The organism is Winogradskyella arenosi (assembly GCF_003337305.1).
Classification (GTDB): Bacteria; Bacteroidota; Bacteroidia; order Flavobacteriales; family Flavobacteriaceae; genus Winogradskyella; species Winogradskyella arenosi.
In genome coordinates this window covers 1-12,926 of record NZ_QPJO01000006.1, presented here as the reverse complement: position 1 = coordinate 12,926, position 12,926 = coordinate 1, and the positions used below count along the sequence as shown (strand labels likewise).

Annotated in this window: 11 protein-coding genes and 2 tRNA genes; 2 read left to right on the top strand and 11 right to left on the bottom strand. The window is 35.5% G+C overall.

Annotated elements, in window-relative coordinates; genetic code table 11:
• Positions 1–28: 28 nt before the first annotated feature.
• On the top strand, positions 29–757 hold the full coding sequence (locus DFQ08_RS14750; protein ID WP_114310817.1) for a phosphatase PAP2 family protein: 729 nt from the start codon (positions 29–31) through the stop codon (positions 755–757).
• Between the two features lie 84 nt (positions 758–841).
• Here DFQ08_RS14750 and DFQ08_RS14745 read toward each other — a convergent pair whose 3' ends face one another.
• The 10 genes from DFQ08_RS14745 to DFQ08_RS14700 form a co-directional block, all read right to left on the bottom strand.
• Positions 842–1,240, bottom strand: coding sequence for a VOC family protein (locus tag DFQ08_RS14745; protein ID WP_114310816.1), 399 nt, complete (start codon positions 1,238–1,240; stop codon positions 842–844).
• A 386-nt stretch (positions 1,241–1,626) separates the two neighbouring features.
• Positions 1,627–1,701 (bottom strand) — tRNA-Val (locus DFQ08_RS14740).
• Between the two features lie 49 nt (positions 1,702–1,750).
• Positions 1,751–1,825, bottom strand: a tRNA-Val gene (locus tag DFQ08_RS14735).
• Between the two features lie 64 nt (positions 1,826–1,889).
• Positions 1,890–3,107 carry a bifunctional folylpolyglutamate synthase/dihydrofolate synthase gene (locus tag DFQ08_RS14730; protein ID WP_114310815.1) on the bottom strand — a complete coding sequence of 406 codons (1,218 nt, stop codon included), beginning with the start codon at positions 3,105–3,107 and terminating at the stop codon, positions 1,890–1,892.
• Between the two features lie 3 nt (positions 3,108–3,110).
• Positions 3,111–4,007, bottom strand: a complete 897-nt coding sequence (locus tag DFQ08_RS14725; RefSeq protein WP_114310814.1) for an energy transducer TonB — start codon at positions 4,005–4,007, stop codon at positions 3,111–3,113.
• 60 nt (positions 4,008–4,067) lie between these two features.
• Positions 4,068–4,460 (bottom strand): ExbD/TolR family protein, encoded by a 393-nt coding sequence (locus DFQ08_RS14720; protein WP_114310813.1) that lies wholly within the window; start codon positions 4,458–4,460, stop codon positions 4,068–4,070.
• A 3-nt stretch (positions 4,461–4,463) separates the two neighbouring features.
• Positions 4,464–5,159, bottom strand: coding sequence for a MotA/TolQ/ExbB proton channel family protein (locus DFQ08_RS14715; RefSeq protein ID WP_114310812.1), 696 nt, complete (start codon positions 5,157–5,159; stop codon positions 4,464–4,466).
• A gap of 87 nt (positions 5,160–5,246) precedes the next feature.
• Complete coding sequence (gene nhaD / locus DFQ08_RS14710) at positions 5,247–6,638, bottom strand: sodium:proton antiporter NhaD (protein WP_114310811.1); 1,392 nt, start codon at positions 6,636–6,638, stop codon at positions 5,247–5,249.
• 19 nt (positions 6,639–6,657) lie between these two features.
• Complete coding sequence (locus tag DFQ08_RS14705; RefSeq protein ID WP_114310952.1) at positions 6,658–7,884, bottom strand: Glu/Leu/Phe/Val dehydrogenase dimerization domain-containing protein; 1,227 nt, start codon at positions 7,882–7,884, stop codon at positions 6,658–6,660.
• 66 nt (positions 7,885–7,950) lie between these two features.
• Positions 7,951–9,018, bottom strand: coding sequence for an anhydro-N-acetylmuramic acid kinase (locus tag DFQ08_RS14700; RefSeq protein WP_114310810.1), 1,068 nt, complete (start codon positions 9,016–9,018; stop codon positions 7,951–7,953).
• A gap of 91 nt (positions 9,019–9,109) precedes the next feature.
• Here DFQ08_RS14700 and DFQ08_RS14695 point away from each other — a divergent pair, with 91 nt between their 5' ends.
• A complete protein-coding gene (locus DFQ08_RS14695) occupies positions 9,110–10,252 on the top strand; it encodes an acyl-CoA dehydrogenase (protein WP_114310809.1) in 1,143 nt (380 codons plus the stop codon).
• Between the two features lie 33 nt (positions 10,253–10,285).
• On the opposite strand, the gene DFQ08_RS14690 is transcribed toward DFQ08_RS14695, so the two are convergent.
• The gene (locus DFQ08_RS14690) at positions 10,286–12,739 is read right to left on the bottom strand and encodes a helix-turn-helix domain-containing protein (protein ID WP_114310808.1); all 2,454 of its coding nucleotides are present in this window, start codon (positions 12,737–12,739) and stop codon (positions 10,286–10,288) included.
• Positions 12,740–12,926: the final 187 nt, after the last annotated feature.

The following is a 12,926-nucleotide window of genomic DNA, read 5'->3' as shown; positions in this document are numbered from 1 at the left end:
AACTGTTTGAACAAGCTTTTATAAAATCATGCAAAATGAAATAAAAATAATAATTGATAAGTCGAGACAATTATTATCAGGATTATTTAAGAAACAAAATGAGCAATTGCCTTATGTTATTATTTCGGTAGTAACCATTTTGCTTGTTATAGGAAGTATTAATTTGTTTATCGAACTCACTGAGAATTTAAAAACAACAACCTTATCGGAATTTGATACCAATACGACCAATTACATCCTCACCTTCCGTCACCCTAGTCTTACCAAGTATTTTATGTTTGTTACTAATGTTGGGGACGTTTATGGATACTTAGTGGTGTTTTTATTAAGCAATGTAGCCTTCTTATTAATTTTTAAAAACTGGCAATATGTAATCCAGTTAAGTGTGGTTCTCGTATTAGCCTTAAGTTCTAATATCATTTTAAAAAACGTTATTAATAGATCTAGACCCGATTTAGAACATCTTGTTACTGTAGAAACTTTAAGTTACCCTAGCGGACATGCCATGACGGCAATGGCCTTTTACGGGTTCTTAATCTACCTTTTTTACCGATTCAATATTCATGCGGCTCTTAAATTAGTGGTGATAACCTTGATGATTTTTCTCATTTTAAGCATAGGCATCAGTCGTATTTATCTAGGTGTTCACTTTCCTTCAGATATTGTAGGTGGGTTTATAGCCGGATTCATTTGGGTTTTATTATGTGCGTTGATGTTTAACTTTATTAGAGTATTTAAAAAGGATCCACGAACTTAAGATGCTTTATATAATAGATGCATAAAAAAAGCCTTTTGAAGTTAACTTCAAAAGGCTTTTTTTTATGATTAAGTTTTATAGGTTTTAGGCATTATAATTTACCATCCATCCAATTCCGAATTTGTCTGTACAACGTCCGAAGAAGCCCCATTCTCTTTCACGATAATTATGATGAATTTGTCCACCATTAGACAAGGCCTCAAACAACGACAGCCCTTCAGCTTCACTAGAAACCTCGACACTCATCTGTACTTGATTCCCACTATTTAATGGTGTATCTGGTGATACATCATAAGCCATAAAATGAACATTCTTGCCTTTTAATTCGGCATGTTGTAATCTATCTCTATACGATGAGGGTACATCTATTTTTTTGTCTTCATAAGTTTGCCTGTTTGTAATCTCAGCATCAAATAATTCACTGTAAAATTTTAAGGCTTCCTGACAATTTCCGTTGAATGATAAATAAGCTTGTACTTTCATGATTTATATAATTTTTAGTTCTACATTATTTGTATAGCTAAATGTATTATAAACCCTAAAAACAGTTTAATGGCATTAAATCAAATATTTGCTCATTTCCATAACAGGCCTTCAAAAAGAAAATTAGAGATTACCAATTACGAGTGAGTATACCTATACCTGCTTGTATATAAGTTTCACCATCGATGAACGAAGCGCCGGCTTTTAAAGCCATGGCTTTGCCAATTTTCACTTTAAGTCCCGTTCATAATAATATAGAATACTTTTTAGATCCCCAACATTCCATACTTCGTCTTCGAACTGAAGAAATAGATACAGCCATTTTACAAAGGAGATTACCTAAAATAAAGGCATAAAAAAAAGTCCACATTGCTGTGAACTTTTTGTGGGCGACAAGGGATTCGAACCCCTGACCCCTTGGGTGTAAACCAAGTGCTCTGAACCAACTGAGCTAGTCGCCCTAATAAATGAAGTTTCGTATAAAAAAAGCTCACTTTTCGTGAACTTTTGTGGGCGACAAGGGATTCGAACCCCTGACCCCTTGGGTGTAAACCAAGTGCTCTGAACCAACTGAGCTAGTCGCCCTATTTATTAGGACTGCAAAGATACTCTAGTTTTCGACATTACAAAACATTTTTACTAAAAAAAATTAAATTATTTCAGCTACTACAAATGTACTGCCTCCAACATAAATGAGATCGTCAACCTTAGCCTCTGATTTTGCATTATTTAAGGCCTCACCAACACTATTATAAGCTTCCCCATTAAAACCATTTTTTATAAAAATATTTTTTAATGCCTCGGCTTCGAGACCACGAGGAACATTAGGTTTACAAAAATAATATCGCGCCTTACGAGGTAATACAGCCATTACACTGTCTAAATCTTTATCATTTACAGCACCGAAAACAATATGAAGCGCGTAATAAACTTCTTCTTCTAATTGCTGTACCACATAAGTTAATCCTTCTTTATTATGTGCGGTATCGCAAACAACTTTAGGCTTTTGCCCTAATATCTGCCATCGTCCTTGCAAACCGGTATTGGCAGTAACATTACCTAAACCTTTTTCAAGGCAGGCTTCTGAAACATGATAGCCTCGTTCTTTAAGAACCACTAAGGACTGAAGGACTGTTTTTTTATTATGAACTTGGTAAGCGCCTTTTAAATCGCTGTCTACAACCTTAGTTATTAATTGATCAGCAAAATAAATATCTGAATTTGTCGCTGCGGCTTTGGTCTTAAAAATAGCTTGTGTGGCAGGATGCGTTTCCCCAATTACTACAGGAACATTCTCTTTTATAATCCCTGCCTTTTCGGTAGCAATCTCAGGTAGGCTATTTCCTAGTATTTGCGTATGATCTAAGCCAATATTGGTTATAATGGATAATTCTGGGGTAATAATATTAGTAGAATCTAAACGCCCCCCTAAGCCCACTTCAATTATAGAAATATCTACGGCTTCTTTAGCAAAGTAATCAAAAGCCATCCCTACGGTCATTTCAAAAAACGATAACTGATTGGCCTCAAAAAAGCTACGATTACTGTTGATAAACTCAACAACAAAAGCTTCAGAAATAACCTCACCATTAATTCTAATACGCTCTCTAAAATCTTTTAAATGTGGGGAGGTATACAAGCCTACTTTATACCCTGCTTCTTGCAAAACTGAGGCCAACATATGGCTCGTAGATCCCTTACCATTGGTTCCGCCAACATGTATAGATTTGAATTGGTTTTCAGGATGATTTAAATACGCGGCTAATTGAAGCGTATTGCTAAGGTCTTTCTTAAAAGCAGAAACACCTTTTTGCTGATACATTGGAAGTTGTTGGAACATCCATTGTACGGTTTCTTGATAATTCATGACTTATTGCCCCACATCAAAATTAATACTCACAAATCCCACTTGAGTGCTTGGGGCATCATTATCTGCAGGCCATTTATGAGACAAAGCGATTTTCTTTGCTGGTTCTAGCAAACAAGGGTGAGTATTAGTAGACCCTTTAATTCCAGGCGTAGCACTAACCACTTTACCCTGTCTATTCACTTCAATACGTACTACAACCAATCCGTATTCATTACAATCTTGTGCAAAGATTTCTCGAGATGGTGTACCACGCCCACCTAAACCATAACCAATGCCTCCTTTTCCAGGTCCTGAACCACCAAAGTAACTCGTAGCATAAGGATCACCATCAAGTTGTCCTTTATTACCGCCTTTACTATCTGGCCCTTCACCACCATCGGTAGTACCTTCAGCATTTTTAACGCCACCAATAAGGTTGTCTAGTTTCTTTTTCTTTTCAGCCTCTTCACGACGCTTTTGCTCTTCAGCTTCACGTTTTTCACGTTCTATCTTTTCTGCTGCCGCTTTAGCTTCTGCCTTCGCTTTCGCTTCTGCCGCTTTAGCCTTTTCCTCAGCTTCCTTTTGCTTTTTCATCGCTAGTGCTTCAGCATTATCTGCTGTCATCACCTCTTCAGCCTTTGCACTCGCTTCAGCTGCTTCAACTTGAGTTTCTTCTGGAACGGATTCTTCAACAGCACTTTCTTCTACAACCTGTTCTTCTACAGCCTTCTTAGGTTCACTTAGTGGTTGGCTGCCACTTCCAAAATCGGTAGTCCCAAAATTAACGGCTACCCCGTATTCTTCTGGCGGATCCATATATTGAGGCCCTACCACAAATAACAACAAAAGAAGTATCAAAGCGATAAGCGCTGTGATTTTTGCGGAATTACGTTGGTGTTTGGTCTCTAAATATTTCACTGTTCTCGTTCTAAATGGGGTTGATGCTATACCTTCTTCTTAAAGGAACCTCTAAAGGCTCTAATTAGGTTGTACAGCTAAAATAACTTTGAATTTATTTCGGTTTGCAATATCCATCACCTTTACCACATTTTCTACGGGAACAGATTTCTCTGCTCTTAGTACTATGGTTGGTGCATCTTGGTTTGCCATTATAGAAATCAATTGCGTTTCTAAAACACTTTCCCCAACACGTTTCTCATCGATATAATAAGTTAGGTCTTTTTTGATACTAACCGCTGTTGATTTTTTGTTCTCCGTTTTACCACTTGCTTTAGGTAAAACAATATCAATAGCGCTGGTCGTTACCAAAGTTGACGCAATCATAAAAAAGATGAGTAGCAAGAAAACAATATCGGTCATTGAAGCCATATTGAATTCTGGTGTTACTTTATTTCGTCCTCTAATATTCATAAATTAGATAGGTTCATTTAAGTGATCTAAGAATTCTACTGAATTCGCTTCCATTTGGTAAACCACTTTGTTTGTTTTTACCACGATATGATTATAGGTTACATAGGCTACAATCCCAACAATTAGACCCGCTACGGTAGTGGTCATTGCCGTATATAATCCACTTGCTAAGACATCCATTTGAATGGTACCTCCTGCATTAGCCAATTCAAAAATTGAAATAATCATCCCCACTACGGTTCCTAAAAATCCAATCATTGGAGCGACACCAGAAATTGTTGCTAATACACTGACGTTTTTTTCTAAATTATAGATTTCTAAACGTCCTGCATTTTCAATTGCTGTATTAATATCTTCTAAAGGCTTCCCAATTCTGGTAATACCTTTTGCTATTAATCTAGAGACTGGTGAATTTTGTTGTGCACAAAGCATTTGAGCCGAGTCAATTTTGCCGTTACTCACATGGTCTTTAATTTGATTCATAAAGTTAGAATCCACTTTCGAGGCTGCTTTAATGGCAAATATTCTTTCAAAATAAATATAAGTGGCCACGATTAACAATACAAACAGGATAATGATAATCACCATTCCAGAGGTTCCTCCACTGGAAATAAGTTCTATAATTGACAATGTTTTTTCTACAGATTCTCCGTCAGCTAAAACATCGACTTCATCTTGAATAGCACTTAGTAAACTCATACTAATAAATTTAATTTTTAAATTCTTGTTCTTATAACGTTAAGTTTCGCACTTAAGTATATCTATTATTTCAATTTTAAAGGTGACTTAGAAAATAGATCTCGTCACCATAAAAGCAGCGGCTCCTGCAATAAATCCAACAAAAGCCAACCAGGATATTTTCTTAAGGTACCAAAAGAAATCAATCTTTTCCATTCCCATAGCAACAACCCCTGCTGCAGATCCTATAATTAACATGCTTCCTCCTGTTCCTGCGGAATAGGCGATAAAATGCCATAGCTCATTATCTAATGGTTCTGAGAACATTCCTAAACTTGCGGCCACTAAAGGTACATTATCTATTACAGCTGACCCAACACCTAACAATAAAACCACCAAATCAGAAACACCTTCATGATGAAATTCTGTACCTAACATAGGCATGGTCTCTTGTAATGAATTAGCAAAACCGAATAAAATCCCTAAAGATTCTAACGCAGCAACAGCCATTAAAATTCCTAAGAAAAATAAAATACTTGGCAATTCAATCTTAGATAAAGAGTAATGCACCGGACTGTGGTTAGCTCCTGCTGAGTGTTCTTCAGAAACAACTTCCGTAATTGCAAATTTTGAATTGCTATATACTTCTGCAAATATAGCCACCACACCAAGAGAAAACATCATCCCTACATACGGTGGTAAATGGGTTACAACTTTAAAGACTGGTACAAATACAATGGCACCGAGTCCTAAAAATAACATGGTAGAACTAAATTTACTTCTCACTTTATTATCTGCTTTTTGTAATTCTAAGTCCCCTTTAAAAGGTGCTAACAGAGAGGCGATAAAGGTAGGAACCACCATACATAATAAAGAAGGAATAAATAAATAGAGGAATAATTTCCCTGAAGAAACTTTATTTCCAATCCATAACATAGTTGTGGTAACATCTCCAATAGGTGACCACGCTCCACCCGCATTAGCGGCAATAATAATTAAACCGGCATACCAAATTCTAATATCTCTATTCTTAACGATTTTCTGAAGTATAGAAATTAAAACAATTGTAGCCGTAAGGTTATCGATAATCGCAGAAAGTAAAAACGCTAGGATAGAAAACATCCATAGTAATTTTTTTCTACTATTAAATTTAACGGCATTTTTTATTGTTGAAAAGCCATCGAAATAATCAATAATCTCTACAATAGTCATAGCGCCTAAAAGGAACACTAATATCTCTGCGGTTTTCCCTAAATGATGAAGAAGTGTTTCTTCCATGAGATGTAACTTTTCTTCATGCTGAAGCAATCCGAAGTTATCCATCAGGGCGTGCTTTCCAGAATCAAACCATTGCGTAAAGTCATCGATACCCAAGGAAATTAAAGCCCAACTTATAGCCATCATGACTAAAGCAGGGATTAATTTATCGATTTTAAGGTTGTGCTCTAAAGTAATTGCTAAGTATCCGAAAACGAATACCAGAATTATAACTGTTTCCATAAGTAGTAATAAAAAAAGATTAGATGAGTTGTCTTAGAGCAATTTCAAAAGCGGTTTCGCTAATTCCCGTTTTGTTCGGGTTAGTCTCATAGACCTCTTGAAGTGCTTTTCTAATGGTATTAGACGTATCGTTAAAAATATCTTCGTCTGTCATTTGCACTTTACGTTCCATAAAATAGGCGAAAACCCTTGCCATACCACAGTTGGAAATAAAATCGGGTATTAAGCTAATTCTTTGATCGGTATGTTCCATAATAGGTCCGAAGAAAATTTCTTTATCTGCGAAAGGCACATTGGCCCCACAGGTAATTACTTCTAAACCGGAAGCGATCATCTGATCTATTTGACTTTGGGTCACTAATCTTGAAGCCGCACAAGGTGCAAACACTTCAGCATTTAAGGCCCAAATTTTATCATTAATTTCATTAAAAGGAATACAATCTTCTGCTACCAATGTATTTCCATTTTTTGCAAGATATAAATCGGTTATGGCTTCAAAAGAAAATCCTTCTTCATTAATTAAACCTCCATCACGATCAATAATTCCTACAATCTTAGCTCCCATTTGAGCAAAATAAAATGCAGCGGCAGCACCAACATTTCCGAAACCTTGTACCACAACACGTTTTCCTTTTATAGAATCGTTTTGTAAATCGTAAAAATGTTTCGCAGCAATGGCCACACCAAAACCGGTAATCATATCTGCTACCGTATATTTTCTACTCACATTAGGCGAGTACTTGGCATTTTCTATAACTTTAATAACCCCGTGCCTTAACTGACCGATACGGTTAATTTTATCGGCTATTGAAGGTTTAAAGTGGCCTTCAAAAACCCCTTCTTGCGGGTGCCATACCCCACTTTGTTCTGTAATTGGAATAACTTCATGAATTTCATCCACATTAAGATCACCTCCTGTACCATAATAACTTTTTAATAATGGCGATACTGCGGCATACCAACGTTCTAAAACGCCTGTTTTTCTTGGATCTTGAGGGTCAAAGTTAATTCCAGATTTAGCCCCACCAATAGCCGGACCAGAAACGGTAAATTTAACTTCCATGGTTTTAGCTAAGGAAAGCACTTCATTTTGGTCTAGTCCTTTACGCATTCGTGTTCCACCACCTGCTGCTCCACCTCGTAATGAGTTAATAACCGTCCAACCTTCGGCGTCTGTTTCGGGGTCGTTCCAATGAAATACGATTTCTGGAGACTTATTTTCGTATTTCTGAAGTAATTCTTTTATCAATTTAAGTAAGTTTAGTATGCGGTAACAAATATAAAAAACAATCGAAGTTATTAAGAAATAACTTTAATTATTAGGAATTAATATTTTTCCGGAAGCATGATCTTTTGAGGCCCCCGTTACACTTTTTAAACAGTTAATTTCTTCTCGATCTTTTAAGACACCAAGAAAGCCAAAAATTAAAGCTTCCTTAAATTCTACTATAGCATCTGAGGGAATTTCCAATTGTCCTGGCAGTGCTTTCCTAATACAGTCCATTAAAAAATGGTTGTAAACTCCACCTCCTGTCATTAAAACTTTAGCTTTAGAATCCTTAATTACAGCGAAGATTTGATTTGAAATATGGGCTGTGAACGTACATAAAAGATCTTCTAGTGGAAGTTGATAACGATCTATTAAAGGGAAAATAGTCCTTTGAACCCATTCTAACCCAAGAGACTTTGGTGGGGTTTCTTTATAAAACGATAAAGCATTTAATTCTTCCAGTAACGTTTTATTGACACCTCCTGAAGCAGCAAGTTTTCCTCCATCGTCATATTCTAAATCCCTACAGGCCACATAATGATTTAATACAATATTTACAGGGCAAATGTCAAAGGCTATACGTTCGGCATTATTTTCAAAAGAAATATTTGCAAAACCTCCTAAATTCACACAATAATCGTACTCCGAAAAAAGTAAGCGATCGCCAATAGGCACTAAGGGTGCGCCTTGCCCTCCATAATTCACATCTTGAACTCTAAAATCACAAATCACTTTTCTTTGAAGACCATCTGCCAATTCTTGTAAGTTTCCTATCTGATATGTACTCCCATTTGCGGGTTGGTGTAGCGCCGTGTGACCGTGTGAAGCCACAAAATCTATAGCTGCTAACTGATGCTTATTAATAAAGCTTGAAATAACTTCAGCTAAATATGTGGAATACAAATGATCAATGGCGACTAATTTCTGTGGTGACAAATGCACTAATTCACGGAGTTGTGTTTTCCAATCTATTGAGTATCTCACCGTTTCAGCGGTATGAATTTTAAATTTCCAATTGTCCTTTTTTTCAAAAGTTATATATGCCAAATCAATCCCATCTAAGGAGGTACCTGACATAACACCAATAATATTATAAGTAGATTTTATCATATCAGTAAAAATAGTGTTACTTATTGAAAATACCACAATAAAAATTTATCTTTACCTGAAAATTTTAAGAAATCACTAACAATATTATAATATGGATTTTAGTTTAACAGAAGAACATTTAATGATTCGTGATGCTGCACGAGATTTTGCCCAAACCGAATTATTACCTGGTGTTATAGAACGCGATACTACACAAACCTTTCCTGACAGTTTAGTTAAGAAAATGGGCGATTTAGGATTTTTAGGCGTTATGGTCGATCCTAAATATGGAGGTAGTGGAATGGATGCCATTTCTTATGCCTTAATTATGGAAGAATTATCTAAAATTGATGCTTCCGCTTCTGTTATAGTTTCCGTAAATAACTCTTTAGTATGTTATGGTCTTGAAGCTTATGGTAATGAAGAACAAAAACAAAAGTATTTAACCAAATTAGCTACAGGCGAATTTATTGGTGCGTTTTGCTTAAGTGAACCTGAAGCAGGAAGTGATGCCACTTCACAACGCACTACAGCAATAGATAAAGGAGATCATTATATCTTAAACGGTACCAAAAATTGGATTACAAGTGGAGGCCGTGCCGATGTCTATTTAGTTATCGCACAAACCGACAAGCACAAAGGTTCTCACGGAATTAATGCTTTTATTGTTGAAAAAGGAACTCCAGGATTTGATGTTGGGCCAAAAGAAGATAAATTAGGTATTAGAGGAAGTGATACACATACCTTACAATTTAATGATGTAAAAGTGCCTAAGGAAAATAGAATTGGTGCTAACGGGTCTGGTTTTAGATTTGCTATGAAAACGCTTTCTGGGGGACGTATTGGTATTGCTGCCCAAGCTTTAGGTATCGCTGCCGGAGCTTATGAATTGGCTTTAAAATATTCTAAGGAACGTAAAGCTTTTGGTACTGAAATTTGTAACCACCAAGCTATCGCCTTTAAATTAGCTGATATGCATACGGAGATCGAAGCTGCAAGAATGTTAGTTATGAAAGCTGCCTGGGACAAAGATCAAGGCAATAATTATGATATGTCTAGTGCTATGGCTAAACTTTATGCGAGTAGGGTGGCTATGGAACATACCGTTGAAGCGGTACAAATACATGGCGGTAATGGATTTGTAAAAGAATACCACGTAGAGCGTTTAATGCGTGATGCAAAAATTACTCAGATTTATGAAGGGACTTCAGAAATTCAAAAGATTGTAATTTCTAGAGGACTTATTAAAGAATAATCCTTAACCGTTAAGAAAAAAAGGCTTCAAATTTTATTTGGAGCCTTTTTTATTTGATTGTAAATCTTCTAATACCAAACGAATTTCACCATAAGAATACTTGTCGTCAAGTTGGTGCTTCAAGTCTGAAAGATTTTCAAAGGTTTTAGTCGGAATAATTTTAGATAAGTCCTTGTAATTAGATTTAGACATCAGCTCGGTAATTTTAACCTCTCCAGTGGCAGTAAAACTCGCTAAGTGTCCAAAAATAGTGTTACTATTTAATTCGCGTTCCAAAGCAATTTGATCTATAGATTTACCTGCTTTAAATAAATCTAGAGATATTTTCTTTGTATCTCCTTTTTTTCTTTTTGGCTTATCCTCTATTAATTCTGGGGCCGCCTCCGAAAATTCAATATCATTTTCATCACAATATTCTTTAATCACTTTTAGGATGGCAGCACCATATTTATCAACTCTAACCTTTCCCATACCATGAATGGCTTGTAACTCCGCTTTGTTTCCAGGCAAGGTTTCACACATGGCATAGAGCGATTTTTGACTAAAAACTTGATAATGCACCAAATCCTCTTTTTCTGCAATCTGATTTCTGAGCTCTCGTAATAATTCAAAGAGTTCCACATTGGTGGTTCCATCTACCACAGATTTACGCGTTTTCTTTGGTTTCTCTTTAGCCGAAAACACCGATTTTGCACGTAAGCTTAAAAACTGATGCGTGGAAAACCCTTTCCCTAATCCTTGAAAGTAAGATCGTTTAATTGCTAATAATTCATCTAAAGTTTCTAGATGTTTATCAATATCTTTTTCAACCGTTTTATTATCTGTACTATAATTACATTGTTTTAAAGTGGTTTCAATAATCGTATTCGTTTGCTCTGTAAAATAATCTAATGCTTTTTTGAAACGTAACTGAACCGTCTCATTACTCTCTGGTAGCTCTTCGGCAACTATTAAGGTTTTAAGTTGCGCTTTAAAACCATTACCTACTTTTAGTAAGTTAGTAATACAGGCTTTAAGTGTTACCAAAGGAGTTTCTAAATCGCCTTGAATACGTGTTCTATTACTATAATACAGATCTAGAATTCGGTTAACAGGATATAAAAATTTATAAAAGTTGAATATCTCCGCAATTAAATCAAGTTGATAATCGCGTTTAGAGTCGAATAAAATAGCGTCATCTGGTCTATGCGCTTCGGCGTACTTATTAAATTCAATAACGTTATTATCACTAATAATTTGATTGGGGTGAATTTTACTTTTAAGAACTAAGCCCTCTAAAGATTTACAACGGCTTAAGGCCACATAAGTTTGTCCATGTGCAAAAGCACCTTGTGCATCAATAATTGCCTTTTCAAATGTTAAACCTTGACTTTTATGAATTGTTATGGACCAAGCTAAACGCAACGGAATTTGTGTAAAACTTCCAATTTTATCTTCAGAAATCGCTTTCGTTTTTGCGTCAACCGTATATTTTATATTTTCCCAAGTTTCTAAGCTTGTATTAATATTGTAATCGTCATCCGGACAATGCACCACAACTTCATCCTTATCTAAATGAATAACCTTTCCTATCTTCCCATTAAAATAACGTTTTTCAGGAGTACTGTCATTTTTTATGAACATCACTTGAGCCCCAACTTTGAGTTCTAATTGTTCATTATTTGGAAACATATGCTCAGGAAAATTTCCTTCAACAACAGCTTTATATTTTCTAGTTTTAGTTGATAACTCCTCTAATTTCTCAAAATTAACTTGCCTTGCCTTATTATTATGAGTAGTTAATGAAATATAACCTTCGTCATCACCAGGTTTAAAATTAGGGATGAAACGTTTATTTAATTCCTCTGCAGCCTTAACGGACAAATTATTATTTCTTATCTCATTCAGAATATCTATAAAAACAGGATTTTCCTGTCTATAGATATGTTTTAATTCAATGGCAATAGGATTAGATTCACGATAAGCTAAGCTACTAAAGAAAAAAGCATTGTTATAAAATGGTTTTAATAACTGCCATTCTTGCTCTTTTATAACTGGCGATAATTGCTGTAGATCACCAATCATTAATAATTGAACCCCTCCAAATACTTTGGTTCTATCTTTATAACGACGCAATGTTTTATCGATGCCATCTAAAAGATCGGCCCGCACCATACTAATCTCATCAATCACTAATAAGTCTAGCGACTTAATAATATTTATTTTAGTCTTATTAAATTTTCTTTTAAAACTAGACGAATTATTGAAATCTTCATTTGGTAATAAAGGTCCAAAAGGCATTTGAAAAAACGAATGAATCGTTACTCCTTTAGCATTAATTGCAGCCACACCTGTTGGTGCAACAATGACCATTCTTTTTTGACCTTCATTTTTTAAGCGATGTAAAAAAGTTGTCTTACCCGTTCCAGCCTTTCCTGTTAAGAATATATTTCTATGTGTATTATTAACAAAATTCCAGGCTAATTCTAGTTCTATATTTATGGCCATATGTAATTAAATAAAGTTTGAAGATACTAAAAACAATTCAGAGGATTGCGAGCAATATATAAAGGCGTGGTTATTTCGGTTTTTTAAAAAGGTGTAAAAAACAAAAAACCCTTACTAGTTATCTAGTAAGGGTTCTTAAAAAAGGCGGCGACCTACTCTTCCACAGTAAAGTAGTACCATCGGCGCA

Excerpts from the sequence above, each read along its gene's own strand:
- DFQ08_RS14690 (WP_114310808.1), bottom strand. The coding sequence starts at position 12,739 with ATGGCCATAAATATAGAACTAGAATTAGCCTGGAATTTTGTTAATAAT.
- DFQ08_RS14720 (WP_114310813.1), bottom strand. The coding sequence starts at position 4,460 with ATGAATATTAGAGGACGAAATAAAGTAACACCAGAATTCAATATGGCT.
- DFQ08_RS14745 (WP_114310816.1), bottom strand. The coding sequence starts at position 1,240 with ATGAAAGTACAAGCTTATTTATCATTCAACGGAAATTGTCAGGAAGCC.
- DFQ08_RS14750 (WP_114310817.1), top strand. The coding sequence starts at position 29 with ATGCAAAATGAAATAAAAATAATAATTGATAAGTCGAGACAATTATTA.
- DFQ08_RS14700 (WP_114310810.1), bottom strand. The coding sequence starts at position 9,018 with ATGATAAAATCTACTTATAATATTATTGGTGTTATGTCAGGTACCTCC.
- nhaD (WP_114310811.1), bottom strand. The coding sequence starts at position 6,638 with ATGGAAACAGTTATAATTCTGGTATTCGTTTTCGGATACTTAGCAATT.
- DFQ08_RS14715 (WP_114310812.1), bottom strand. The coding sequence starts at position 5,159 with ATGAGTTTACTAAGTGCTATTCAAGATGAAGTCGATGTTTTAGCTGAC.
- DFQ08_RS14695 (WP_114310809.1), top strand. The coding sequence starts at position 9,110 with ATGGATTTTAGTTTAACAGAAGAACATTTAATGATTCGTGATGCTGCA.
- DFQ08_RS14730 (WP_114310815.1), bottom strand. The coding sequence starts at position 3,107 with ATGAATTATCAAGAAACCGTACAATGGATGTTCCAACAACTTCCAATG.